This is a genomic window from Gordonia sp. PDNC005, assembly GCF_016919385.1.
In the GTDB taxonomy this organism is placed as follows: Bacteria; Actinomycetota; Actinomycetes; order Mycobacteriales; family Mycobacteriaceae; genus Gordonia.
Map to the genome: position 1 here is coordinate 2,079,743 of NZ_CP070351.1, position 25,752 is coordinate 2,105,494.

At 66.1% G+C, this 25,752-nt stretch carries 24 protein-coding genes, 1 tRNA gene and 2 pseudogenes; 2 read left to right on the top strand and 25 right to left on the bottom strand.

The genetic code is table 11. The annotated features are described in order from the left end of the window. Position 1 precedes the first annotated feature (1 nt). The 4 genes from JVX90_RS09890 to JVX90_RS09905 form a co-directional block, all read right to left on the bottom strand. Positions 2 to 472: an SPOR domain-containing protein gene (locus tag JVX90_RS09890; protein WP_205332154.1), complete on the bottom strand. Its 471-nt coding sequence runs from the start codon at positions 470 to 472 to the stop codon at positions 2 to 4. Beyond that, positions 472 to 3,135, bottom strand: coding sequence for a DNA polymerase I (gene polA / locus JVX90_RS09895; protein ID WP_205332369.1), 2,664 nt, complete (start codon positions 3,133 to 3,135; stop codon positions 472 to 474). The genes JVX90_RS09890 and polA overlap by 1 nt, the downstream gene beginning before the upstream one ends. 90 nt (positions 3,136 to 3,225) lie before the next feature. Continuing rightward, the gene (locus JVX90_RS09900; RefSeq protein ID WP_205332155.1) at positions 3,226 to 3,819 is read right to left on the bottom strand and encodes a response regulator; all 594 of its coding nucleotides are present in this window, start codon (positions 3,817 to 3,819) and stop codon (positions 3,226 to 3,228) included. A gap of 32 nt (positions 3,820 to 3,851) precedes the next feature. Continuing rightward, positions 3,852 to 3,933 (bottom strand) — tRNA-Leu (locus JVX90_RS09905). 203 nt (positions 3,934 to 4,136) lie between these two features. On the opposite strand from JVX90_RS09905, the gene JVX90_RS09910 reads away from it, so the two are divergent. Further along, positions 4,137 to 6,194: a CocE/NonD family hydrolase gene (locus JVX90_RS09910; protein ID WP_240194130.1), complete on the top strand. Its 2,058-nt coding sequence runs from the start codon at positions 4,137 to 4,139 to the stop codon at positions 6,192 to 6,194. Next, complete coding sequence (locus JVX90_RS09915) at positions 6,191 to 6,907, top strand: copper homeostasis protein CutC (protein ID WP_205332156.1); 717 nt, start codon at positions 6,191 to 6,193, stop codon at positions 6,905 to 6,907. Before JVX90_RS09910 ends, JVX90_RS09915 begins: the two co-directional genes overlap by 4 nt. Here JVX90_RS09915 and JVX90_RS09920 read toward each other — a convergent pair. The 21 genes and pseudogenes from JVX90_RS09920 to hisD all read right to left on the bottom strand — a co-directional run bounded on the left by JVX90_RS09920 (position 6,892) and on the right by hisD (position 25,730). Beyond that, positions 6,892 to 7,365 (bottom strand): hypothetical protein, encoded by a 474-nt coding sequence (locus JVX90_RS09920; RefSeq protein ID WP_205332157.1) that lies wholly within the window; start codon positions 7,363 to 7,365, stop codon positions 6,892 to 6,894. The two genes, JVX90_RS09915 and JVX90_RS09920, sit on opposite strands and share 16 nt — an antisense overlap. Then, positions 7,362 to 8,265: pseudogene (locus JVX90_RS09925) on the bottom strand (acyl-CoA thioesterase II). The gene JVX90_RS09920 and the pseudogene JVX90_RS09925 overlap by 4 nt, the downstream one beginning before the upstream one ends. Positions 8,266 to 8,327: 62 nt before the next feature. After that, positions 8,328 to 9,761, bottom strand: coding sequence for a pyruvate kinase (pyk, locus tag JVX90_RS09930; protein ID WP_205332158.1), 1,434 nt, complete (start codon positions 9,759 to 9,761; stop codon positions 8,328 to 8,330). Between the two features lie 88 nt (positions 9,762 to 9,849). Continuing rightward, complete coding sequence (gene lgt, locus JVX90_RS09935) at positions 9,850 to 11,568, bottom strand: prolipoprotein diacylglyceryl transferase (protein WP_336819325.1); 1,719 nt, start codon at positions 11,566 to 11,568, stop codon at positions 9,850 to 9,852. 24 nt (positions 11,569 to 11,592) lie between these two features. Continuing rightward, positions 11,593 to 12,396, bottom strand: coding sequence for a tryptophan synthase subunit alpha (gene trpA, locus JVX90_RS09940; RefSeq protein WP_205332160.1), 804 nt, complete (start codon positions 12,394 to 12,396; stop codon positions 11,593 to 11,595). Next, a complete protein-coding gene (gene trpB / locus JVX90_RS09945) occupies positions 12,393 to 13,709 on the bottom strand; it encodes a tryptophan synthase subunit beta (protein ID WP_205332371.1) in 1,317 nt (438 codons plus the stop codon). Before trpB ends, trpA begins: the two co-directional genes overlap by 4 nt. 91 nt (positions 13,710 to 13,800) lie before the next feature. Next, positions 13,801 to 14,619, bottom strand: a complete 819-nt coding sequence (gene trpC, locus JVX90_RS09950; RefSeq protein ID WP_205332161.1) for an indole-3-glycerol phosphate synthase TrpC — start codon at positions 14,617 to 14,619, stop codon at positions 13,801 to 13,803. 55 nt (positions 14,620 to 14,674) lie between these two features. Next, entirely contained in the window at positions 14,675 to 15,223 is a 549-nt protein-coding gene (locus tag JVX90_RS09955; RefSeq protein ID WP_205332162.1) for a hypothetical protein, read from the bottom strand. Further along, positions 15,220 to 16,275 (bottom strand): annotated as a pseudogene (locus JVX90_RS20560) (DUF6138 family protein). The gene JVX90_RS09955 and the pseudogene JVX90_RS20560 overlap by 4 nt, the downstream one beginning before the upstream one ends. Positions 16,276 to 16,553: 278 nt before the next feature. Continuing rightward, positions 16,554 to 17,225 carry a TIGR02234 family membrane protein gene (locus JVX90_RS09970; RefSeq protein WP_205332165.1) on the bottom strand — a complete coding sequence of 224 codons (672 nt, stop codon included), beginning with the start codon at positions 17,223 to 17,225 and terminating at the stop codon, positions 16,554 to 16,556. Beyond that, positions 17,222 to 18,739, bottom strand: coding sequence for an anthranilate synthase component I (locus JVX90_RS09975; protein ID WP_205332166.1), 1,518 nt, complete (start codon positions 18,737 to 18,739; stop codon positions 17,222 to 17,224). Before JVX90_RS09975 ends, JVX90_RS09970 begins: the two co-directional genes overlap by 4 nt. Further along, entirely contained in the window at positions 18,736 to 18,915 is a 180-nt protein-coding gene (locus tag JVX90_RS09980; protein WP_008376662.1) for a 4-oxalocrotonate tautomerase family protein, read from the bottom strand. The genes JVX90_RS09975 and JVX90_RS09980 overlap by 4 nt, the downstream gene beginning before the upstream one ends. Position 18,916: 1 nt before the next feature. Beyond that, positions 18,917 to 19,300, bottom strand: a complete 384-nt coding sequence (gene hisI / locus JVX90_RS09985) for a phosphoribosyl-AMP cyclohydrolase (RefSeq protein WP_205332167.1) — start codon at positions 19,298 to 19,300, stop codon at positions 18,917 to 18,919. A gap of 32 nt (positions 19,301 to 19,332) precedes the next feature. Then, on the bottom strand, positions 19,333 to 20,106 hold the full coding sequence (gene hisF, locus JVX90_RS09990; protein ID WP_205332168.1) for an imidazole glycerol phosphate synthase subunit HisF: 774 nt from the start codon (positions 20,104 to 20,106) through the stop codon (positions 19,333 to 19,335). Then, positions 20,103 to 20,951, bottom strand: a complete 849-nt coding sequence (locus JVX90_RS09995) for an inositol monophosphatase (protein ID WP_205332169.1) — start codon at positions 20,949 to 20,951, stop codon at positions 20,103 to 20,105. Before JVX90_RS09995 ends, hisF begins: the two co-directional genes overlap by 4 nt. Continuing rightward, positions 20,948 to 21,697, bottom strand: a complete 750-nt coding sequence (priA, locus tag JVX90_RS10000; protein WP_205332170.1) for a bifunctional 1-(5-phosphoribosyl)-5-((5-phosphoribosylamino)methylideneamino)imidazole-4-carboxamide isomerase/phosphoribosylanthranilate isomerase PriA — start codon at positions 21,695 to 21,697, stop codon at positions 20,948 to 20,950. Before priA ends, JVX90_RS09995 begins: the two co-directional genes overlap by 4 nt. Positions 21,698 to 21,716: 19 nt before the next feature. Then, complete coding sequence (locus JVX90_RS10005; RefSeq protein ID WP_205332171.1) at positions 21,717 to 21,980, bottom strand: hypothetical protein; 264 nt, start codon at positions 21,978 to 21,980, stop codon at positions 21,717 to 21,719. A 3-nt stretch (positions 21,981 to 21,983) separates the two neighbouring features. Further along, complete coding sequence (gene hisH / locus JVX90_RS10010; protein WP_205332172.1) at positions 21,984 to 22,625, bottom strand: imidazole glycerol phosphate synthase subunit HisH; 642 nt, start codon at positions 22,623 to 22,625, stop codon at positions 21,984 to 21,986. Continuing rightward, entirely contained in the window at positions 22,622 to 23,263 is a 642-nt protein-coding gene (gene hisB, locus JVX90_RS10015) for an imidazoleglycerol-phosphate dehydratase HisB (RefSeq protein ID WP_205332173.1), read from the bottom strand. The genes hisH and hisB overlap by 4 nt, the downstream gene beginning before the upstream one ends. Next, complete coding sequence (locus tag JVX90_RS10020; protein ID WP_205332174.1) at positions 23,260 to 24,381, bottom strand: histidinol-phosphate transaminase; 1,122 nt, start codon at positions 24,379 to 24,381, stop codon at positions 23,260 to 23,262. The genes hisB and JVX90_RS10020 overlap by 4 nt, the downstream gene beginning before the upstream one ends. Further along, positions 24,378 to 25,730 (bottom strand): histidinol dehydrogenase, encoded by a 1,353-nt coding sequence (gene hisD, locus JVX90_RS10025; RefSeq protein WP_205332175.1) that lies wholly within the window; start codon positions 25,728 to 25,730, stop codon positions 24,378 to 24,380. Before hisD ends, JVX90_RS10020 begins: the two co-directional genes overlap by 4 nt. Between the last annotated feature and the right edge of the window lie 22 nt (positions 25,731 to 25,752).

The following is a 25,752-nucleotide window of genomic DNA, read 5'->3' on the forward strand; positions in this document are numbered from 1 at the left end:
ATCACTCCGCCGAATGGCGCACATAGCATGCGCCGGAGCCGTATCCGCTGCACACGGACTCGGCTTCGGACTCGCTGGCGACGGGGACCACAACGACCCACGTCGACGACGACCCGACGACGTATCCGGGCCTGATCACGGCACCGTGTTCTGCGGCCGCCGCCTCTGCATTCGACCGATCGTTGAACGCGCCGAGCTGGGCGTACCATCCCCCGGCACCGGATTCGGTACTGGTCGGCTCGGCGTCAGGCGGCGGCGTATGTGTCTCAGTGACGGTGACGGGCGGGGTGACCGTGACGGTCGCGGGAGTCGGAGGCGCCGCACTCAGCGACGACGATGCGGCCGCGGGCGCCGCTACCGTGCCGGACGAGTCCTTCAGAATGAGCCAGCCGACGATCCCGAGCACCCCGAGCAGGGCGACGATCACGGCGATGATCGCCGGCAGCACCCAATCCTGGCGACCGCTGCTCATCAGTGAGCGGCTTCGTCCCACGTACGGCCGAAGCCGACCGACACCTCAAGCGGCACGGACAGCTTGATCGCGCCGCCCATCTCCTCGCGAACCAGCTTCTCGACGGCGTCGCGCTCATCGGCGGCGACGTCGAGCACAAGTTCGTCATGAACCTGCAACAGCATCCGCGACCGATGCCCCTCTGCCGCGAGTCGGTTCTGGACCTTGATCATCGCGACCTTGATGATATCGGCCGCGGTGCCCTGGATCGGCGCGTTCAACGCCATGCGCTCGGCCGACTGACGGCGCTGGAAATTGTCCGAGTTCAGATCGGGCAGGTAACGGCGACGGCCGAACAGGGTCGCCGTGTACTCATTGCGACGCGCTTCGACGACAACGTCGTGCAGGTAGTCGCGCACTCCGCCGAAGCGGTCGAAGTACTGCTCCATCTGCTGCTTGGCCTCTTCTCGGCCGATACCGAGCTGGGCGGCAAGTCCGAAGGCGCTCAGCCCGTACGCCAGACCGTACGACATCGCCTTGACCCGCGACCGCATCTGCGCGTCGACCTGATCGACCGGAACGCCGAACGCGCGCGAGCCGACGAAGTTGTGGAGGTCCTCCCCCGATCGGAACGCTTCGATGAGTCCTTCGTCCTCCGAGAGATGCGCCATGATGCGCATCTCGATCTGCGAGTAATCAGCAGTCATCAGCGCGTCGAACTCCGGTGCCACGACAAAGCCACCGCGAATCTGCCGTCCGGCATCCGTGCGGACCGGGATGTTCTGCAGGTTCGGGTCGGTCGACGACAGACGGCCGGTCGCGGCGACCGTCTGGTTGAACGTCGTGTGAATACGGCCGTCGTCGGCGACCGCCTTCAGCAGTCCATCGACGGTCACCTTCAGCCGGGTGGCGTCGCGATGCTCGAGCAGGAACTTCAGGAACGGATGCTCCGTCTTCTCATACAACGAGGCCAACGCGTCGGCGTCAGTTGTGTAGCCCGTCTTGGTCTTCTTCGTCTTCGGCATGTCGAGCTTGTCGAAGAGGATCGTCTGCAGTTGTTTCGGCGATCCCAGGTTGACCTGTTCGCCGATCACCTCATACGCCGACTCGGCCGCGTCACGGACGCGCTGTGCGAATTCACGCTCCAGGTCGGAGAAGTGCTCAGTGTCGACACCGATGCCGACCGCCTCCAGGTCGGCGAGGACAAACGCGAGAGGCAGTTCCATCTCGGTCAGCAGCGACGTCGAATCGATGCGCTCGAGTTCGGTGTCGAGCGCATCGGCGAGCTCGGCGACCGCGCGTGCGGACAGCATCAGCGTTTCGGCGGCCCGCGCCGAATCGGCGTCGTCGTCGAGCAACGACAACTGACCTCCGTCGTCCACCCCGTCATCGGCGCGGAGTTCACGACGCAGGTAGCGCAACGCGAGGTCGTCGAGGTTGAACGTCCGCTGGCCCGGCCGCACCAGATACGCGGCGAGCGAGGTGTCGGATGTGACTCCGGCGACAGTCCAGCCGCGACCGCGGAACGCGTGCACGGCCCATTTCGCCTCGTGCACGGCCTTCGCGACCGAGGCGTCTGCCAACCAGTCGGCGAGTGCGGCCTCGTCGTCAACCGACAGTGCGACGGGGTCGATGAAGGCCGCGTCGCCGTCGGCCGCGGCGATGGCCAACCCGTCGACGTCACTGCCGACGACAACATGCTTGGCATCTACCGCCAGACCCGCGCGACCGGTCCTGGCATGAGCGTCGAGCCAGGCTGCAACCTCGTCTGCGCCGAGTCGGGTTCCGTTCACTTCGAATCCCTCGTCGGCCTCCGGCTCCACCGACGACAGCGTCGAGAACAGGCGGTCGCGCAGGACCTTGAACTCGAGGTCGTCGAACAACGCGTGGATCTTGTCGCGGTCCCAGGCGTGCAAGGCGAGTTCGTCCGGTCCCGCGGGCAGTTCCATGTCTCGGACGAGTTCGGTCAGCCTGCGATTCATGATGACCCCGGCGAGGTTGGCACGGAGCGAGTCGCCGACCTTGCCCTTGACCTCGTCGGCCCGATTGACGAGTTCGTCGAACGAGCCGTACTCGCGGATCCACTTGGCAGCGGTCTTCTCGCCGACTCCCGGGATACCGGGCAGATTGTCCGACGGATCCCCACGCAGGGCCGCGTAGTCCGGATACTGGGCCGGCGTCAGGCCGTACTTCTTCTCGACCTCCTCCGGCGTGAAGCGAGTCAACTCCGAGACACCGCGCTTGGGGTACAGCACGGTGATGTTGTCGTTCACCAGCTGTAGCGAGTCGCGGTCTCCCGTGACCACCAGGACGCGATAGCCCTGCTGGTCGGCTTGTGTTGCGAGCGTTCCGATGATGTCGTCCGCCTCGAACCCGTCGATCGCCATGACTGGGATTCCCATGGCCCCAAGGACGTCCTTGGTCAGGTCGACCTGACCGCGGAACTCATCGGGCGACTTGCTGCGCTGCGCTTTGTACTCGGGGAACATCTCCGACCGGAACGTCTGCCGGGAAACATCGAATGCCGCGGCGATGTGGCTCGGTTCCTCGTCACGAAGCAAGTTGATCAACATCGACGTGAAGCCGTACACGGCGTTGGTGCTCTGGCCGGTGTTGGTCTTGAAGTTCTCCGGAGGCAGCGCGAAGAACGCACGATAGGCGAGAGAATGCCCGTCGAGCAGCATCAAAGTGGGGCGGTTCTTGCTGGCGTTCGTCTGCGCTGGGCTCACACGCCTGAGTCTAGTGGCGACCCCCGACAGCCTCGGCCGTGGCCGTCAGTCGCCGAGTGTGTCGACGACGATCTCGGCGACCGCCTTCATCGTCACGCGACGATCCATCGCATTGCGCTGGATCCAGCGGAACGCCTCAGGCTCGGTGATCTCCTGCTTCGTCATGAGCAGACCCTTCGCCTGCTCGATGAGCTTGCGCGTCTCGAAACGTTCCGACATGTCGGCGACTTCGTTCTCGAGCGCCTTCAGTTCGCGATACCGGCTCAGTGCGACCTCGATCGCAGGCACCAGATCGGCCTGGTTGAACGGCTTGACCAGGTACGCCATCGCACCGGCATCGCGGGCTTTCTCCACGAACTCGCGTTGGCTGAACGCAGTCAGCATCACCACTGCCGCCATCCGCCTCGCGGCGATCTCACTCGCCGCGTCGATACCGTCGCGGACGGGCATCTTGACGTCCATGATGACCAGGTCGGGATCGAGCACCTCGGTGAGGTCGACGGCGACCTGGCCATTCGGGGCCTCGCCGACGACGTCGTAACCCTCTTCGCGGAGCATCTCGACAAGATCGAGACGAATGAGCGAATCGTCTTCCGCCACAACGACGCGGACCGCGCTCGCGGGTGTCGCGTCGGACATTGTGAGCCTTCCGTTCGTCGTGAGGAAGTGCGTGCCCCGGGCCGGACTCGAACCGGCACCCCGTTAGAGACCGCATTTTGAGTGCGGCGCGTCTGCCAATTTCGCCACCGGGGCAGGTGGAAATTTCTTGCGATGCACAAGTGTACGGACCCACCCCGTTCGATTTCCACTCGGGTCTGAAGTGTTCTGCGGCAAGAGAATCGACCCTCGACTATGACGGCCCCTACCCTTATTGTTACCTGAGAGTCAGGTCACAGATCGGTCGCGAACTCCTCACGGCCGCAGCTCGGCCCAACTCGTCGGGGAGGTAATCGCACGTGAGCGTGTCGCGCCGGATGGTCCGGCAGTTGTTAGTTCTGATGGTCACCGCAGTCACCGTGGTCGCCGGAGTCGGGCTCGTGCCCGCAGTACCAGGTGCCGCAAACGCCGAACTGTACGGCGCACTCGGCGCGAAATGGACTCGGACCCATGACGGGCCGTCGAGATACAAGGGCTACAAGGTGACGCCGGACGTCCCGATTCGGATGTCGGACGGCACCGTTCTTCGCGGCAACCTGATCCGGCCTACCGACCGCAACGGTCGCCCGGTCAGCGAGAAGCTGCCCACCGTGGTCAACATGACGCCGTACACCAAAATGGTGTCTGCGCTGGCCTCCGAGTCGATGAACTACCCCGTGCTCGTCCCGCAACTCATCGAGCTCCTCAACTCGATCAACCTGCAGGGCACCTTCCTCTCCGGCTACAACGAGCTGGTCGGCGCTCTCCGCGGCGGACTGATCAACACGTTCTCCTACGACCCGAAGCTCATCAAGAGCGGTTACAACATGCTCGTCGTCGACGTGCGCGGCACCGGGTTCTCCCAGGGCACCTGGCAGGTGTTCGGCGATCGTGAACGCCGCGACACCGTCGAGGTGATCGACTGGGTGAAGCGACAGAGCTGGGACAACGGCAAGGTCGGCATGGCAGGCGTGTCGTACTCGGCGATCAACCAGCTCCAGGCCGCGTCCGACGCCCCCGGCGAACTCGGCGCGATCTTCCCGATCGTCCCGGGCGCAGATCTGATCCAGGACGTCATCGCCCCCGGAGGCGGAGTCGGCATGGGCTTCCTCGCACCGTGGCTCGGTCTGGTCAACGGAACCAAACTGATCCCGAACGTCGCGTCCATGCTGAACGGAACGTTCGATTGGAAGTGGCTCGGCGACCGCGTCAAGGATCCGCTCACCTACTTCGACGTGATGATCGAAGCCCTCACCACAAGGACGCCGAACGGCCTGCACGGCACCACCAAAGACCTCGTCACCGCCGGCTCTGCACGCCGCAGATCCCTGCACACGGACACCTCGAAGATCACCACTCCGACGTTCGCGATCGGCGGGTGGAACGACCTCTTCACATTCAGCGAATCTCGTCTGCTCAGTGGATTGACGTCCCTTCCAGACGGTCAGCGCAAACTGATCATGGACGACGGCTACCACATCACGTCCGGATCGAACTTCGGCCAGCGCGGTTACCCGCCGCGAGCCGACGTGCTGGCCCGCGCCTGGTACGACAAGTGGCTCAAAGGCATCAACAACGGGATCGACCGGTACTCCCCCGCGACCCTGTCGCAGGAACCGAGCGGAGCCTTCGTACAAGGACCGAGCTTCCCGCTGCCCGGCCATCAGCGACAGCGCCAGTATCTGTCCGGTCGACCCTCCGGCACCACGAAGACTCCGGTGGCAGGTGACGGATCGCTTTCATCGGCGGCTCCCGCGAACCGCGCCACGCGCCGGGTCGCACCCGGATTGTCGACGGTGTGCAGTCGTGACGGAGCGCAGTCGGCGGCAGGCATCACTGCTCTGTTCGACTTCTGTGCACGCGACTCCCGAGTCTCCGAGATCGCCGCGCAGACGTTTACGTCGGCCCCGGCCACCGCGACGACGACCATCAGCGGCACACCCGTCGTCCACCTGCGGCAACGACTCAACGCCCGCGACGGATACTGGCACGCGACGGTGAACGTCGTCTCGCCGGACGGCCGTTCGACGACCGTCTCGATGGGTCAGTTGATGGTCTCGCTCCGCACCCTCGACAAGCAGCGGTCCGGGTTTGCACCCAACGGCGACGTCATCGACGCCATCCCGACTCTGTCGCTGGACGAGTACCGTCCGGTCCGGCCAGGTCAAGTGTTGACGATCGACATCCCGATGACCGCGACCCAGGCGAAGCTGCGGCCGGGTGATCGCCTTCGGGTCGACATCTACGCGTTCAACTTCCCGAAGGCCGTTCCACTCGGGCCCGGCCTGTGGTCGTCGCAGCTGCGGCCGCAGTACATCGAGATCGATCCGGCGAACCCGAGCTGGGTGAACGTCCCCGTCTCCCGGCCGCTTCGATGACGGCGTTGGAGATCGCGGTGCAGGACGCCGCGGGCGCAGCCGTCGCGCTCGCGGGCGGCGCCGATCGAGTGGAGTTGTGCGCGGCGCTCGGCGCCACCGGCGGGCTCACGCCCTCTCCAGCCACGATCGCCGCGGCCGTGGCGACCGGCGTCGAGGTGCACGCACTGATCCGCAACCGACCAGGCGGCTTCGTCTACACGGAGGACGAGATCACCGTCTTGGCCGACGATGTGCGGCGAGCCGTCGACCTCGGCGCCACCGGTGTTGTCATCGGGGCGCTGCGACCAGACGGTGCACTCGATACGGCGGCCACCGCGATTCTGCTCGACGCGGCAGGCGACGCCGACGTGACATTCCATCGTGCGATCGACATCGTAAGCGATCCCGTCCGGGCGCTGCGGCAGCTCGCCGACATCGGCGTCCTGCGGGTTCTCACGTCCGGAGGCGCACCGAAGGCGGGTGATGGTCTCGACACGCTCTCCGCCCTGATCTCCGCCGACACCGGGGTGGAGGTGATGGCAGGCGGAGGGGTCACGCCGGAGTCGATACCGGCGCTGCTCGCGATCGGCGTGGACGCCATCCATCTGTCGGCGAAAGCAGTCGTCGCCGATCCGGGCGCAACGGGCCCCGGCGGCGGCACCTCGGTCGGCCTCGAAACGACCGACCCGGCAGTCGTCGCCGCGGCGCGCGCCGGGATCTACACGAAGAGGTAGCCGGCTCGAAGGCCTTCCGCCGTCACCAGACTGCGGAAGGTCTTCCCCATCCGCACGACGTACACGTCGACGGTCTTCACATCGCGAAGTTCGAACTCGGCGAAACAGGTGTCGCCACCCATCACACGCAGCTTGTCCAGGCGAGTCGTCGCCAACGGCCCGCCATGGACATCGTCGGCGTCGTACAACGCGACGGCGTCCCCGAACGACACCTGCGCCGAACCGACTGCTGCACGCGTGCCGCAGTCGATGGTCACCGCCCCGGTGGCGGTGATCGTGGAACGAGAGTCGACGCCGACCACGAGGGCGAGAACGCCCAACACGGTCACGGCCAGCGCGACGACCACACTCCCGATCCTGATAGGCCACCGGTACCGCTGCTGCCACGATTTCGGCGGCAACGGCGGGCCCGGTGGAAGATGGAAGCGGACATCGACCTGCTGCGTCGGGGCGGTCATGAGCGTGGCGGGAAGTGTTTGATCAACGCTTCCTGCACGACAGACGCCGCGAGGGTGCCGTCCCGCATGAAATATCGACCCGAACCGATACCGCGGGATCCAGCCGCCACCGGCGACTCTGTCGCATACAGCAGCCAGTCGTCGAATCGGAACTCACGGTGGAACCAGATCGAGTGGTTGACCGTGGCCGCGAACAGGCGATCTATCCCCCCACGACAACCCGTGTGTCGTGATGATCGAATCCAGGACCGTCGTATCCGACGAGTACGCGAGTGCACCCATGTGCAGCAGCGGGTCGTCGGACATCGGACCGTCGGTCTTCATCCATGCACGATTGTGATTGAGCTGTTCGCCGGTACCTTTCATCTTCCATGTGGGTGCGTTGGCGAACCGGACGTCGATCGGATGGAGGGCTTTCACGAACGCTTCGACAGTGTCCTCGTAGCCCTCGAAGTGCTCACTGATGGGCGGCAGGTCCTCCGGGTACGGAACCTGCGGAATTTCGACCGCGTGTTCGAGTCCGGCCTTGTTGTCCTGGAACGCGACGAGCATCGTGAAGACGACCTCGCCATCTTGCATCGCCGTGACCTGCCGGTTCGCGAAGGCTTTTCCGTCGCGGAACCTGCTGATGTGGTACTCGAGGGGCTTCGTGACGTCACCGCCCCGAATGAAATGGGCGTGCAACGCGTGGACCGGAGGGGCGCCGCGAGTCAACGATCGTCCCGCGGCAACGAGACCCTGTCCGAGCAGCTGGCCGCCGAACGTACGAGCCATCACCTGATCCGGGTGCTGCCCGATGTACAGATCATCGTCGACGCGCTCCACGTCGAGCAGTTCGAGGAGGGTCCGCAGGTCGTCGGACTGGACTGCTGCCGTGGCGTCGGTCATGCCACCCACCATAAACGACGCGCACCGTCGGGTTCCCGACGGTGCGCGCGTGTGTCAGCGTGAACGGACCGGCGTCAGTGGTCCTGCTCGCCGATGCGGTGGACGTGGACGAAGTTCGTCGAGCCGATCACCGATGCCGGCGCACCAGCCACGATCACAACAACGTCGCCATGCTTGAGATGCCCGCTCTTGACGAGCACGTCGTCGACCTGGTTGATCATCTCGTCCGTATGGGAAAGGCGGATGACAAGGTTCGGGTCCACACCCCAGCTCACCGACAGGTAGTTGCGCGTCGACTCGGTCGCGGTGAATGCGAACAGCGGAACACGCGGATGAAGTCGTGCCACACGGCGCGCAGTGTCTCCCGACTCGGTGAACGTGACGATCGCGTCGACGTTGAGTCGTTCGGCGATGTCGCGTGCGGCGTACGTGACCACTCCGCGGCGAGTCCGGGGCACGTGCTTGAGCGGCGGGACGTCGCGGCTGCCGCCTTCGGCGGCCGAGACGATGCGCGCCATGGTCCGCACGGTGTCGTGCGGGTACTTGCCGACAGACGTCTCGCCGGACAGCATCACAGCGTCGGCGCCGTCGAGCACTGCGTTCGCGACGTCGGATGCCTCCGCTCGCGTCGGGCGCGAGTTCTCGATCATCGAGTCGAGCATCTGCGTCGCGACGATGACCGGCTTCGCGTTCTCTCGGGCCATCTGGATGGCGCGCTTCTGGACCAGCGGAACCTGTTCGAGGGGCATCTCGACACCGAGGTCGCCACGGGCCACCATGATGGCGTCGAAGGCGAGGACGACGGCTTCGAGGTTGTCGATCGCCTCGGGCTTCTCCAGCTTCGCGATCACCGGGACGCGGCGGCCCACACGATCCATCACCTCGTGCACGAGCTCCACATCCGCCGGGCTGCGCACGAACGACAGAGCGACCATGTCGACGCCGAGTTGGAGGGAGAACTCGAGGTCGGCGACGTCCTTCTCCGACATCGCCGGAACCGAGATGTTCATACCCGGCATCGACAGGCCCTTGTTGTTGCTGACCGTCCCGCCCTCGGTGACGGTGCAGACCACGTCGTTGCCGTCGACGGTGTCGACAGTGAGCCCGACTTTGCCGTCGTCGATGAGGAGCCGGTCGCCGGGGCGAGCGTCGATCGCGAGGTTCTTGTACGTCGTCGACACTCGATCGTGATCCCCGATGACGTCGTCGACGGTGATGCGGACCTGCTCACCGTTGTTCCAGTCGACGGCGCCGTTCGGGCGACCGTTGTCCTCGAACTTGCCGAGGCGGATCTTCGGGCCCTGCAGGTCGGCCAGAATGCCGACGGTCTTGCCCGTGTTGACGCTCGCCGCGCGTACCGCCTTGTACACGCTTTCGTGGTCGCTGTGGGCTCCGTGGCTGAAGTTGAGTCGCGCGACGTTCATGCCGCACTCGACAAGAGTGGTGATGCTCTCTTCAGTGTTGGTAGCAGGGCCCAGGGTACAAACGATCTTAGTTCGACGAGTCACCGCTCAAGGCTATCGGTCGAGCACCTCGACTCCCAACCTACTTGCGAGTATCGGCGAGACGTTCACCGGCTATTCGCTTTGGGCCTGTTCAGACTCCGTCGTTCGGCTCGTCTTTCGGTGCGGCGGGGCGGATCTCGATAGCGCCGGCGGACCATCCCGGGTTCTCTTCGACGACGGTGATCGCGTCCAGACCGGAGTCCGACGACGACACGGTGAACGACTCTCCCACCTCATGCGCGACGATCGTAGGTGTCCCCGACCGAACCTCTTCGACCGTCGGCACATCGAGCTCTTCGACTTCGTCTTCTACGTCGACGATCGTCGGTTCCGCTTCCGCGTCGCCGTCCTGTCCGCCAGTTGTGACCACATGCGTGACAGAACTGGCGGACGGAGTCTCTTCTGCCTCGGCGGGCGCGTCTTCGACAACATCGCTGACCGACTCCTCGACGACGGTCTCGGCAGGCTCGTCCTCAACAACCGCGTCAGCCGCGTCCTCAGCAGGTTCCTCGACCACGGCGTCGACCGACTCCTCGACGAAGGCCTCGACAGGCTCGTCCTCAACAACCGCGTCAGCCGTGCTCTCGACGGAACTCTCGTCGACCTCGTCCTCAACAGGTTTCTCCACCACGGCGTCGACCGACTCCTCGACAGGCTCGTCCTCAACAACCGCGTCAGCCGCGTCCTCAGCGGGTTCCTCGACCACGGCGTCGACCGACTCCTCGACAGAGGTATCGGTGTCTGTGCCGTCGATCGTGTCCACGCGCTTGTCGAGATCGACACCGTCGGCAGAATCTTCGACGGCGTACTCGTCGTCGACGTAGTCCTCCTCATCGGCGTCGTCGTACTCGAAATCGGAATCGTCGTACTCGTCATCGAGAGTCGGTGGAATGTAGCCGACCTCGCCTTCGGAGGCCAGAAGCTCGGCGCGCTCCGGGCGGAACATCGACAGGCCCTCTTCGCGGCCCTTCGGCGCGATGACGACGTACAGGGCTGCGCCGAGGAACACGAGCGCGGCGACCAAGACGTTGACCCGAAGTCCGAGGATGTGGGTCGCCTCGTCGGTTCGCATCAGTTCGATCCAGAAGCGGCCGACGCAGTAGCCGGCGACGTACAGCGCGAAGAGCCTGCCATGACCGATCCGGAAACGGCGGTCGACGAACACGAGTGCGGCGACGATCAACAGGTTCCAGACGAGCTCGTACAGGAACGTCGGATGCACAACGCCGACGACGTGACCGTTCGAGACGCCGTCGATCACCGAGACTCCGGCGGCACCGGTGTCTGGGTTGACGCGTTGGTACAGCTCAAGACCCCATGGCACCGTCGTCGAATCGCCGTACAGCTCCTGGTTGAAGTAGTTGCCGATTCGGCCGATCGCCTGAGCGGCGAGAATCGCAGGTGCGAGGGCGTCGCCGAACGGCGGCAGTTTGATGCCCTTCCAGCGGCAGCCGACCCACGCGCCGACGCCACCGAGCGCAACCGCGCCCCAGATGCCGAGTCCGCCGTCCCAGACCTGGAAAACGGCTGCCAGGCCTTTGCCGTCGTCGCCGAAGTATCGCCACCAGTCTGTGACGACGTGATACAAACGGCCGCCGACCAGGCCGAACGGCACCGAGATGAGTGCAACGTCCAGCACGTCGCCCGGCTGGCCACCGCGCGCTTGCCAGCGACGGTCACCCCACCAGACCGCGACGATGATGCCGACGATGATGAACAACGCGTACGCACGAAGCGGCAGCGGGCCCAAATGCCACACGCCCTGCGGCGGGCTCGGGATATAGGCGAGGACGACGTCTCCTGCAGTCACAGGTGCCACCCTAGTGCACGCCCGTCAGGCGCGAGCCCGGCGCACTCCCTGTGCCAACTCGTCGACCAGCGACGCCACGGCCTTCTGGCTGTCCGCTGCGGCACTCACGATCGCCGAGCCGACGATCACACCGTCGGCGTATGCACCGATCTCAGCCGCCTGGTCACCGCTGCGGACACCGAGGCCGACGCCGATCGGGATGTCCGAGACCTCTCGGACACGGCTGCACAATTCCGGCGCAGCACTCGACACGGTCGACCGAGCACCGGTGACACCCATCGTCGACGCGGCGTACACAAACCCACGGCACTCATTGACAGTCATCGCCAGCCGCTCAGGCGTGGACGACGGCGCGACGAGGTAGATGCGGTCCAATCCGTGGGCGTCGGACGCCGTGTGCCACTGCGCGCCCTCCTCCGGGATGAGATTCGGGGTGATGATCCCGAGCCCGCCGGCGGAGGCGAGGTCGCGAGCGAACGCGTCGACGCCGTACTTGAGGATCAGATTCCAGTAACTCATCACGACTGGCTTCGCGCCGGCCGCAGCCACGACCTCGGCGGCGGCGAACACGTCCCGGACTCGCGTGCCCTGTGCGAGCGCCGAGATGGCGGCCTTCGCCACCGTCGGGCCGTCCATCACCGGGTCGGAGTACGGGATGCCGAGTTCGACGATGTCGCAGCCCGCGGACACCATCGTGCGCAGTGTCTCCAGCGAGCCGGCGGGGTCGGGGTAGCCGACCGGCAGGTAGCCGATCAGCGCCGCGCGATTCTCGTCACGGCAGGCGGCGAACGTGTCGCCGAGGCGGGATGCGGGTGCGGTGACGGTCACTTGTCTTCCCCTGTGGTGGATGCGGCCAACTGAGCGGCGTACTCGGTCTCTGACGGCGGCTTGCCGAACAGACCGAACCACTCGGCGGCGGTGTCGACGTCCTTGTCACCGCGGCCGGACAGGTTGACGACGATGACCGCGCCCTCCCCCAGTTCCTGGCCGAGCTCGAGTGCGCCGGCAACGGCATGTGCAGATTCGATCGCCGGGATGATGCCTTCCCGTCGTGACAGCAGCGCGAGTGCGTCCATGGCCTCGGTGTCGGTGACGGGTCGGTACTCAGCCCGACCGATCTCGAGCAGGTGAGCGTGCTCCGGACCGACACCCGGGTAGTCAAGACCAGCCGAGATCGAGTGCGATTCGATCGTCTGCCCGTCCTCGTCCTGGAGGAGATAGGAGTAAGCCCCCTGGAACGCTCCGGGGGTTCCGCCGGTGAACGTGGCCGCGTGACGACCGGTCTCGACGCCGTCGCCTGCCGCCTCGAATCCGACGAGACGAACACTTTCGTCGTCGATGAAGGGATGGAAGATGCCGATCGCATTCGATCCGCCGCCGACACACGCAGTGACGGCGTCCGGCAGCCGACCGATCTTCTCGAGAATCTGGTACCGCGCCTCCATGCCGATGATCCGCTGGAAGTCGCGAACCAACATCGGGAACGGGTGCGGTCCGGCCGCGGTGCCGAAACAGTAGTAGGTGTTGTCGGCGTTGGTCACCCAGTCGCGCAACGCTTCGTTGATCGCGTCCTTGAGCGTCGCAGAACCGGATTCGACAGCGACGACTGTGGCGCCGAGCAATTGCATGCGGGCGACGTTGAGCGCCTGGCGCTCGGTGTCGACCCGGCCCATGTAGATGAGGCATTCGAGATCGAGCAGTGCACACGCTGTAGCCGTCGCCACGCCGTGCTGTCCCGCCCCGGTCTCGGCGATCACGCGGGTCTTGCCCATGCGCTTGGCGAGCAGTGCCTGGCCGAGGACATTGTTGATCTTGTGCGAACCGGTGTGGTTCAGGTCCTCACGCTTGAGGAACAGTCGTGCACCGCCTGCCGCCTCCGACAGGCGCGTCGCCTCGTACAGCGGAGAGGGACGGCCCGAATAGTCACGCTGCAGGCGATCGAGTTCCTCGAGGAACTCGGTGTCGGTGCGGAGCTTCTCGTAGGTGACGGTGACCTCGTCGATCACCGCCATCAACGCCTCGGGCACATGACGACCGCCGAACTCGCCCCAGTGGCCGTGCTCGTCAGGTCCGATCTGCGCGATGTCGGCGACGCCGTCGCTGGCCTTGGGAAAGTCGGTCTGATCGGTCACGTGATCCATCATCCTCATCGGGCTCGGGTGACGGCAAACGAATATACAGTCGCGTCGCACGCTGCCGCCCGCGCCGACGCTGTTGTCACATCGGAACTTCTCAGCGCGAGGGCTTCGGGCACGACGGATGCGCACCCGCTGCGACCAGGTCGGCGACGGCCGCACGAGGGTCGCCCGACGTCACGAGTCCCTCGCCGACGAGCACCGCGTCGGCGCCCGCGCCCGCGTACGCCAGCAGATCGGCGGTTCCGCGAACACCCGACTCGGCGATCCGGACGACGTCCGACGGCAGACCGGGCGCGATCCGTGAGAACACGTCGCGGTCCACCGTGAGGGTCTTCAGATCGCGGGCGTTGACGCCGACGACACTTGCACCCGCTTCGAGCGCGCGGTTCGCCTCTTCCTCAGTGTGCACCTCGACAAGAGCGGTCATGCCCAACGACTCCGTGCGGTCGAGCAGCGACGCGAGCACCTTCTGCTCCAGAGCGGCGACGATCAGCAGGATGACGTCGGCACCGTGAGCCCGTGCCTCATGGATCTGGTACGGCCCGACGATGAAGTCCTTGCGCAGCACCGGGATGTCCACGACGGCACGAACGGCGTCGAGGTCGGCGAGCGAACCGTTGAACCGGCGCTCCTCGGTGAGGACGCTGATGACCCGCGCCCCACCGTCCTCGTACTGTTTGGCGAGGCTCGCGGGATCGGTGATGTTCGACAGCTGCCCCTTGGACGGGCTCGCTCGCTTCACCTCGGCGATCACTCCGATGTCGGGCATGCGGAGCGCGGCGGCGGCGTCCCGGGGCTCGGGAGCCTTCGCGGCGAGTGCCTTCACTGCGGCCAGGTCGAGCACGGCTTCGCGCGCCGCGACGTCGGCCTTGACACCGTCGATGATCGAATCGAGCACTGACTGGCTGCTCATGCGGACGCCCCTTTCTCGCGCTGTTCATCAAGAGTAAGCATCGACCGAACTCTGGTCAGGGCCGGGGTAGGTTCGCCTCCTGAACCGCGTCGAGCATCACTTCCACGGCGTCCAGTCCCGCCAGCGCGTTCGCGCGGTGAGACCAGTCCGGATAGCGCGTCGTGTCGCCGTGCAGGCACCGCAGTATCCGCACGCCGGTACGACCCGCGCGCTGCATCGACGGCGCGACGACCCCTTCGATCTTCAGTTGTCCCACCGCGGTCGCGATGCAGGCGCGTGCGACGGCGATCAAGCGGGGTTCGTGCGTCTCGTTCTCGGCGACCAGGGCGAGCAGTTGTGAGTTCGAGAGGTCGAGGACGTCTGCCGGGAGTTCGTAACCCCAACCGGCGAGCAGCTCCGAGAGGAACTCGGACGGGTCGGCGGCATCGTGACGCTGCTCGTACCAGGCCTCCATGTCACGGAAGGCGTCGTTGCCGTCGTCGCTTCCGAATGGAGCGAAGTCGTCCGTCGCACTGTAGAACCTGGGCGGAGCGAGCGATACGAAGCGCGGGTGACTCGTCGCCGGGTCCAACGATTCGGCTGCCTCGTCGATGTAGATCGTCATGTCGCCTCCTGTGCCGGCAAGTCGAAGATCTGGTTGTACAGCGGTTTCAGATCGTCGGGGGCTTTCGCTGCGATCGACGCTGCTCCACTGTCGGAGTCCGCGTCGCGGCCCCACAGCGCGAACAGCGCGGCGCGCCATGCGAACTCCGGTCCACGCAGTTCGAGGAGCGCACGGAGCGCGTCAGGATTGGCCATCATCGCCGCATAGGTCGGCCGATGACGCAGATGTTGAATGTTCCCCGCGCACGCGACAAGGTAAGTCAGTGCCTCGACGGTCGCACCGTGAGTGTCGATGTACGTCTCGACGAACTTCGCCTGCATCGACTGGTGTTCGCCGTCGACCAGCTCCAGATAGTCGCGAACAAGCGTCGCGAACTATCGGTCCGCCAGCCCGAGGGCGAACACCGCGAATGTCCCCGGCATCGCGCACTGCTCGTCGTGGAGATTCTCGTACCAGGAGTTCTCCCGCATCGCCGATCGCGCGTACTTCTCGATCAGGGGATGTAGTCGTGGATGCCTCGCGGCCAGCGCGAATAGCTGGTGGATTCCCTTCTTCGGCAGCCCCTTTATCGGCAGGTACACCTTGGCCGGTCCGCGGAACTCGATCGAATAGCTTCGCGGAAAGTCTGTCGAGTCCAGAAGCCGCACGAGGTGATCGAGGACTGTTTCGTACGCGTGCGCGGCATCGTTTCGGACAACGATCCGGACCACGGCGAGTGCATCGTTGGCCGTGATCGTCACGTCGTCGAAGCGGACGCGCGCCAGATCGAGCGGCAGGTCTCCGGTGCCGTGCTTCTTCAATCGGGCGGGCAGGTCGGAGCCGAGCGCGCTCACCCAGCCGAAGATCCGGTTCGCCGACACCGACGCGTAGCTCGGTCCGTGCTTGAGTTCACCGATCGCGATTCGGCACGCGAATTCGTAGAACGAGTCTGGAACACCGCTGGTGTCCGCGTCGGGGCGCAACACCCACTCCTGGTCCCAGTCCCGTCCCTTGTTGACGAAGTACGGTGCGCCGAGCCGACGTTCCACCCACATCTGGAGCTGGTAGTCCATCTCGTTCCACCCGATGAGGGGTCGCAGCCGTTCGACGAACGCCCACGCGGAGTCTGCGTCGAACGTCTCAGCGGGTCCGGCACCGACGCCGACTCGGTACTCGAGCAGTCCACTTCCGAGGATCTTCTGACCGTCGGTCACGACGCCGACCGGGTACGCGGCGTCGACGACCGCGGTACCAGCCCCGACCTGTTCGACGGCGCGGTCGAACAGAGCGCGCACAGCCGGGTCTCGCTGGGCATCACCGACGATCAGGTAACCGCGGCTGGTGGCCACCGTCAGTCGTCCGTCGGATCCACACCGCTGTCGAGCGAGTCCCACATGAGTCGCTCGTTTCCGTCCGCAGCGCCCGGAGCGTTGTCGTTCCCCTCCGCGGCGAGACGACGCTCGCGTTCGGCGAACACCTTCTTCTCCAGTTCCTCTTGGCGGGCGGCTGGAGAGCTGTACTTCGACGACATGCCTCGGGCCGACGCGCCGCGCATCATCAGGACGGCCGCGACGACGGCACACACCGCACCCGCGAGCAGGAGGTACCCGGGTGTTGTGTTCGCAGTGACGGCCTCGATCTTGTAGCGGCCGGGGATGTCGATCCGGGTCGACGCGTACAGGTCGTCCGCACCGTCTCTGATCAGTGTGAACGCAGGAACGGCCGACAGGACTCCGGCGACGGCGATGATGACTGCGACCACCCTCAGCGCCCAGCCGCGGACCGCGAACTGGGCGACGACACCCGCGCCGAACAGCGCGGCGACGCCGGTCAACCACGGACTCCAGTCCGATCCGAGTACCTCGAACACCCTCGGCAGGGACATGCCGTCGGCGCCGAGCACCTCCGCCCACTTCATCCGCGACGATCCCCACAGCGCGCCTGCCGCCGCGATCAGCAGCAGACTCGCGATGCCCTGGAGGCGACGGTTCGGCTTCGGCTGGTCGGTCGTGTCGTCGCTCATGAGTTGTCTCCGACTCGTGTCACGGTCCCGGCCGCCGCAACTGCGTTGAGAACGGCCGTCGCCTTGTTGCGCGCCTCGTTGAACTCGTACTCGGCGTCGCTGTCGGCGACCACGCCCCCGCCGGCCTGCACGAATGCCGTGCCGCCGGACATCAGCGCGGTGCGGATCGCGATCGCGGTGTCGGCGTCGCCCGCGAAGTCGAGATACCCGACGATGCCGCCGTAGAGGCCACGCCGAGTGAGCTCGTGCTCCTCGATGATCTCCATGGCCCGCACTTTCGGCGCCCCGGTCAGGGTGCCCGCAGGGAAACACGCGGTGACGGCGTCGAGCGCGTGCTTGCCGTCGCGCAAGCGTCCCGACACCGTCGACACCAGGTGCATCACATGGCTGTAGCGCTCCACCCGACGGTAGTCCGTCACGCGGACCGTGCCCGGCTCGCACACGCGGCCGAGGTCGTTCCGTCCGAGGTCGACGAGCATCAGGTGTTCCGAGTTCTCCTTCTCGTCCTCGAGCAGGCCCTTGGCGAGGAGTTGATCCTCCGCTTCGGTGGCTCCGCGCCAGCGGGTGCCCGCGATCGGGTGCGTGGTGGCGACTCCCTCGGTGACCGTGACGAGAGCCTCGGGTGACGAGCCGACGATGGTGAACGGGTCACGGCCCACACCGGGCACCCGGACAAAGTACATGTACGGGCTCGGATTGGACGCCCGGAGCACACGGTAGACGTCGAGCGGGTCGGCACCCGTGTCCATCGAGAACCGCTGCGAGGGCACCACCTGGAACGCTTCGCCTGCCTCGATCTCCTCGACCACGTCCTCGACGATCACCCGATACTCGTCGAGGGTCCGCTGCGAGGTGTAGTCCGGCGTCGGGCGCTCGAACGTCGACACGGTCGACGGGGCCGGCGCCGCGAGTGCCGCGGCCATGTCGTCGAGACGTCGGACCGCGTCTGCGTACGCCTCGTCGGCCCGTTCGTCACTGCCGTCCCAGTTGATCGCGTTGGCGATCAACGTGATGGTGCCTTCATGGTGATCGAACGCCGCGAGCTCGGATGTCAGCAGCCAGAACATGTCGGGCAATTCGAGGTCGTCGACCGTCGTGGACGGCAGTCGCTCCAGCCGTCGGACGAAGTCGTAGGCCATGAACCCGACGAACCCGCCCGTCAGTGGCGGCATGTCAGCGAGCGCTTCGGTCTGCAGCAGACGCAACGACTCGGCGAGCGCCGCCAGCGGATCACCTCCGATGGGGGCGCCCGCGGGCACCGAACCCCACCAGTGCGCGGCGCCGTCGGAGACTGTCAGCGCCGTCGAGCCGGACCCGATGAACGACCAGCGGGACCACGACTGCCCGTTGGGCGCCGATTCGAGCAGAAATGTGCCGTCGCGATCGCCCGCAAGCTTGCGGTACGCCGAGAGCGGGGTCTCCGAGTCGGCGAGCAGCTTACGCGTGACCGGGACCACGCGGTGATCGGCCGCCAGGTCGAGGAACTCGTCGAGCGACGTGGTGTGCGGGCTCATCCGAGAGGTTCCCCGCCGACGCCCCACTGACTGCGCGGGATCTCGGTGATCGTCACCCACACCGAGTCGGGGTTCTTGCCCGTCGCCTTCGCGTAAGCGTCGGTGACGGCGGCGATCGTCTCACGCTTCACCGCGTCGGAGAGTCCTGCGGTCTGCGAGATCTGGATCAGCGGCATTTCACTGCCCTCCTGTGTCGGGATCGGTGGAGTCGATGACGGAGTCGGCGAACTCCAGCGGCTCGGTGTCGAAGCAACTGTGATTGCCGGTGTGGCAGGCCGCGCCCACCTGGTCGACGGTGAGGAGCAGAGTGTCCCCGTCGCAGTCGATCCGGATGTCGTGCACGTACTGGGTATGACCGCTCGTCTCGCCCTTGACCCAGTACTCCTGGCGCGACCGCGAGTAATAGGTGCCTTTTCGGGTGGCAAGGGTCCGCTCGAGAGCCTCGTCGTCCATCCACGCCATCATCAGGACGATGCCGGTGTCCCGTTCCTGAGCGATGGCGGCGAACAGGCCGTCCGGACCGCGTTTGAGTTTCGCCGCGAGTTCTGCGGGCAATGCCATGGGAACAACTCCTCGTGGAAGTGAGTGTGAGATCAGCGGACGGTGATGCCGTCGGCCCGCATCGCGTCTTTGACCTGGCCGATCGTCAGCTCTCCGAAGTGGAAGACGGATGCGGCCAACACTGCGTCGGCACCCGCGTCGACGGCAGGCGCGAAGTCGTCGACAGCGCCTGCGCCGCCGGACGCGATGACCGGGATCGTGACGGCCGCACGCACCGCGCGGATCATGTCCAGGTCGAACCCGTCCTTGGTCCCGTCCGCATCCATCGAGTTGAGCAGGATCTCCCCCACACCGAGCTCCGCGCCGCGACGTGCCCATTCGACAGCGTCGATCCCGGTGCCGCGACGACCACCGTGTGTTGTCACTTCCCACCCGGACGACGTCTTCTCCCCTGTCTCGGGAACAGTCCGAGCGTCCACCGACAGCACGATGCATTGCGAGCCGAAACGACGGCTCATCTCGTCGAGCACCTCGGGACGGGCGATCGCCGCCGTGTTGACGCTCACCTTGTCGGCTCCGGCACGCAGCATGGTGTCGACGTCGTCGACGGTGCGGATGCCGCCGCCGACGGTCAGCGGGATGAAGATCTGGTCCGCGGTCCGACGGACCACCTCGATCATCGTCGACCGGCCCGAACTCGACGCGGTGACGTCGAGGAAGGTCAGCTCGTCGGCTCCCTCCGCGTCGTAGCGTGCGGCGAGCTCGACAGGATCGCCCGCATCACGCAGGTTCTCGAAGTTGACGCCCTTGACCACCCGGCCGCCGTCGACGTCCAGACACGGGATGACCCGCACCGCAACACTCACTGCTCCACCTTGCTCTCGTTGCTTCGTCTGTCCGGCACACCGCTCTGGGCGACCACCGTCAGCAATTCTTCATGAAGTCGCCTGTCCCCGGCCACCATCGACCGTGAACCGACACGCCACGGATGCCCGTGCACGTCGGTGGCGATGCCACCCGCCGCCCTGATCAGTGCCACACCCGCCGCGTTGTCCCACGCATGTCTGCTGAACGACACCGCGCCGCCGAAGATTCCGGCGGCGACATACGCCAGGTCGGCACCGGTCGAACCGGTCATCCGCATCCGACGCGCCCGGTAGCTGAGCATCCGATACAACTCGGCGCGGGCTGCGCCCGAGTACCGTCCACCGCTACGGGCGTTGTACGACCCGCACCCGATGACCGCCGACGACAAAGCGGTGTCGACCAGCGGAGCGCCGGGATCGCCGTTGACCGTGAACGACTCCCCGACCACCGCCGCATACGACTGATTGAGGATCGGCAGGCGAGTGACACCGATGACGGGTTCGCCCTCGATGGCCAACGACAGCAGCATCGACGCCATCGGGAGGCCCACCGAATAGTTGTACGTCCCGTCGATCGGATCGAGGATCCACACGGTGCCTGCTTCGGACGGCGGGCCGCCGAACTCCTCGCCGTGGACCTCGATGCCCGTCAGTTCCTGCAGTTCGGCACCGATCCGGCGTTCCAGCGACAGATCGACGTGGGTGGCGAAATCGTCGCCTGTCTTCGACACGGCGCTGGGCGCACCCAGCCCGTCGATGAACACGTCCTGCACCGAGTCGAGCACACCCTCGGCCACCGACAGCAGACGCTGCAGGTCGAGGTCGGCCGGAACAGGCACGGTCATGCTCCCGACGACACCGCAGCCAGTGCTTCGGGGAGGGTGAACCGTCCCGCGTACAGTGCCTTGCCGATGATCGCACCTTCCACTCCGAGGTCGGTGAGTTCGGCGATCGCGACGAGATCGGCGACGGTAGACACACCTCCGGAAGCGACGACCGGCGCGTCGGTCGCGCGCGCGACCTGTGCGAGCAGTTCCAGATTGGGGCCCGTCAGGGTGCCGTCCTTGCTGACATCGGTGACCACATAGCGCGAGCAGCCGTTGTTGTTGAGGCGTTCGAGGATCTCCCACAGGTCTCCGCCGTCGGTGACCCAGCCGCGCCCGCGGACCCGCCACGCGTCACCGTCGCGCAGCACGTCGAGTCCGACGGCGATCTTGTCACCGTGCTCGGCGATCGCCCGCGCGCACCACTCCGGGTTCTCGATCGCGGCCGTGCCCAGGTTCACTCGGGTCGCGCCAGTCGCCAGAGCTGCGGCGAGCGTCGCGTCGTCGCGGATGCCACCGGACAATTCCACTTTGATGTCGAGTTCTCCCGCGACCTCTGCGAGCAGTGCCCGGTTGTCACCGCGACCGAAGGCCGCGTCGAGGTCCACGAGGTGGACCCATTCGGCACCGCCCGCCTGCCATGCTTGCGCGGCGTCGCGCGGCGACCCGTACGAGGTCTCCGAACCGGCCTCGCCCTGCACCAGGCGGACGGCCTGTCCGTCGACCACGTCGACGGCAGGGAGCAGTTCCAGGGTCTTCATGCCCACAGTGGTTTTCTCTCTCGTTCTACTTGTCGTCCGCCGCCGCGCGGCGTTCATCGATCTCTCGCTGGACTCCGGCCAGCATGCGCTTGGACACCAGTGCGATCACCGTGACCATCACCACCACCGCGACGACGGCGACGATCAGTGCCGCAACCGCGGACTTCTGCGCGACGACGAGGATGATCAGAACCGCGACGACGAGCACAAGCACACCGGCGCCGAGTGCGTACGCCACCGACTTGCCGTACGAGTAGTCGTCGGCCGCAGACGTCTTTTTGGCTGACATGACCTAGAGGCTCTCGATCCAGTTGATGAGAAGTTGCGAACCGACGTCGCCCGACTTCTCCGGGTGGAACTGCGTCGCCGACAGCGGTCCGTTCTCGACGGCAGCAAGAAAGGGTCCGCCATGATCAGCCCAGGTCAAAAGCGGTGCGGCGATGTTCGATGCGACCGAGTCCATCTCCCACTCCTGTACCCCGTACGAGTGCACGAAGTAGAAGCGCGCGTCGTCGTCGATGTCGGCGAACAGCGTCGAGTCAGCAGGCGCCTGGACGGTGTTCCACCCCATGTGCGGGAGAACGTCGGCCTGCAGGCGCGTGACCGACCCCGGCCATTCGTCGCATCCGGCGGTGTCGACGCCGAACTCGACGCCTCGTGAGAACAGGATCTGCATGCCGACGCAGATGCCGAGCACCGGGCGTCCGCCGGCCAGACGGCGACCGATGATCCGGTCGCCCTGTACTTCGAGCAGACCCGCCATGCAGGCCGCGTATGCACCGACGCCGGGCACGAGCAGGCCTTCGGCGTTCAATGCGGTCTCGAAGTCGGAAGTGATCTCGACGTCCGCGCCCGCCCGCTCGAGAGCACGCTGCGCCGAGCGGAGGTTTCCCGAGCCGTAGTCGAGGAGGGCGACCTTCTTCAGCGCACTCACAGGCTGCCCTTCGTGGACGGGATGCCGCTCACACGGGGATCGGGTTCGACGGCTTCGCGCAATGCTCGCGCGACGGCCTTGAACTCCGCTTCTGTGATGTGGTGCTGGTCGCGCCCGTACAGGACTCGGACGTGGAGTGCGATCCGCGCGTTGAGGGCAATCGACTCGAACACGTGACGGTTGATGACAGTCGAATACGACACGACCGGGCGATCACCGCCGGAGTAGCCGCCGATGGTCGCGGTCAACAGGTGCTCGGGTTCGCCCGTGTGCACGCAGTACGGGCGGCCGGAGACGTCGACGATCGCCTGAGCGAGAGTCTCGTCCATCGGGATCCACGCGTCGCCGAAGCGGCGGATCCTCTTCTTGTCGCCGAGTGCCTCGCCGATCGCCTGCCCCAGCACGATCGACGTGTCTTCGACCGTATGGTGCGCTTCGATATCGATGTCGCCGGTCGCGTGGACCGTCAAATCGAAGCTGCCGTGCGCGCCGAACGCCGTCAGCATGTGGTCGAAGAAAGGGACGCCCGTGTTGATGTCGGTGACGCCGGTGCCGTCGAGGTTGATCTCGACGACGATCGAGGACTCACGAGTGGTGCGTTCGACACGCGCGATGCGGGCCTGCGGTGCTGTGGTCACGCTGACTGCTTTCGGTCGGTGTCGGCCAGCTTCTCGCTGACTGACAGGAAGACATCGTTCTCGGCTGCCAGTCCAATCGTCGCACGCAGGCGACCGGGGATGCCGACGTCCCTAATCAGCACGCCGTCGTCGAGATAGCGCTGCCAGGTGGCGGGCGCGTCGGCGAACTCGCCGAACAGAATGAAGTTGGCATCGGACGGGACGACGTCATATCCCATCTCGGTGAGGGCTGCGACCACTCGCTTGCGTTCGGCGATGAGCGTCGCAACGCTGCCGAGAGTCTCTGCACTGTGGCGAAGCGCTGCGCGCGCGGCCGCCTGGGTCAGGACCGACAGGTGGTACGGCAGGCGCACGAGGAGGATCGCCTCGATGACGGCGGGCGAGGCCGCCAGGTAGCCGAGTCGGCCGCCCGCGAAGGCGAACGCCTTGCTCATGGTGCGCGACACGATCAGCTTGTCGCCGAACTCGTCGAGCAACGTCACCGCGCTCACCTGCGACGAGAACTCGCCGTAGGCTTCGTCGACGACGACGATGCCGGGTGCCACCCGGAGGATCGCCGCGATCTCCTCGACCGGCACACTGGCCCCGGTCGGGTTGTTCGGGGACGTCACGAACACGACGTCGGGCCTCTTCTCAGTGATCGCCGCGATAGCCGCATCGACGTCGAGACCGAAGTCGTCGGCGCGCTGCGCGGCGATCCAGGTGGTCTGCGTGCCGTCCGAGATGATCGGGTGCATCGAGTACGACGGGACGAACCCCATCGCGCTGCGCCCAGGACCACCGAACGCCTGCAGGATCTGCTGGAGCACTTCGTTGGAACCGTTTGCGGCCCACAGGTTGTCGACGGTCAGCGGAACGCCGGTCACGCCTGCGAGGTAGGCGGCGAGGTCGGTGCGCAGGTCAACCGCGTCGCGATCGGGATAACGGTGCAGGTCTTCGGCCGCCGATCCGACCGCTTTCGCGACGTCGTCCACCAGCGCCTGCGTCGGCGGGTGCGGGTTCTCATTGGTGTTGAGAACCGCTCGAACCTGCAACTGCGGCGCGCCGTAGGCCGATTTGCCTCGCAGCGACTCGCGGAGCGGGAGGTCGGCGAGGGTGAACTTGTCGCCGACGCTCATCGGGTGAATCGTTCCGGCGCCGGGAGCGGAGCGAGCGGGCCGAATCTCGCCGTGACGGCTTCGCCGTGCGCGGGCAGGTCTTCGGCGTTGGCGAGGGTGACCACGTGATCGGCCACTCCGGCGAGTGCTTCGCGGTTGTAGTCGATGACGTGGACGCCGCGCAGGAACGTCTGAACCGACAGGCCCGAGGCGTACTTGGCCGAACCGGTGGTCGGGAGCACGTGGTTCGAGCCCGCGCAGTAGTCGCCGAGACTCACCGGCGAGTACGTGCCGACGAAGATCGCGCCCGCACTGGTGATGCGCTCGGCGACCGCTGCAGCGTCTCGGGTCTGGATCTCGAGGTGCTCGGCAGCATAGGCGTCGACGACCGCGACACCCGCGTCGACGTCGTCGACGAGGACGATGCCCGACTGCTTGCCCGCGAGGGCCTCCTTGACGCGCTCGGAATGCTTGGTGCTGTTCGCGGCCTCTTCGACGGCGACATCGACGGCATCCGCGAACTCCTCACTGTCGGTGACGAGCACCGATGCGGCGAGGACGTCGTGCTCAGCCTGGCTGACCATGTCGGAGGCGACGATCGCCGGGTCGGCCGAATCGTCGGCGAGGATGGCGATCTCCGTGGGGCCTGCTTCGGAGTCGATCCCGACCACACCGCGCACGAGCCGCTTGGCGGCGGTCACGTAGATGTTGCCTGGTCCGGTGATGAGGTCGACCGGGTCGAGGTTCTCCCCCGTCAGGTCGGTCCCACCGTATGCGAGGAGTGCAACGCCCTGTGCACCGCCGACCGCCCACACCTCGTCGACTCCGAGCAGCGAGCAGGCGGCGAGGATGGTCGGGTGCGGCCAACCACCGAAGTCCGCCTGGGCGGGCGACGCGACGACGAGCGACTGCACGCCCGCCTCCTGTGCGGGAACGACGTTCATGACAACACTCGACGGGTACACCGCGTTGCCGCCGGGCACATACAGACCGACGCGTCGAACGGGGATCCACTTCTCTGCGACGGTTCCGCCCGGAACCACCTGGGTGACCGATGTGGAGCGGCGCTGCTCGGCATGCACCAGACGGGCGCGACGAATCGACTCCTCGAGCGCCGCGGTCACATCGTCGTCCAGTTCTGCACGGGCCCGTGCGATCACCTCGGCGGGAACACGCACAGACTGCGGACGGATCCGATCGAACTGCTCGGTGTAGTCGAGCGCCGCATGCGCTCCATGCTGTGCCACCGCTTCGACGACGGGTGTGACGACGGGCATCACTGCGTTGACGTCTGTTCCGCCGCGAGGCAGCGCACGACGCAGTTCGCTCAGCGTCGGGGCGGCACCCCGCAGATCGGTTCGGGCGAGCATGCGAGACTCCAGTTTCTCAGAG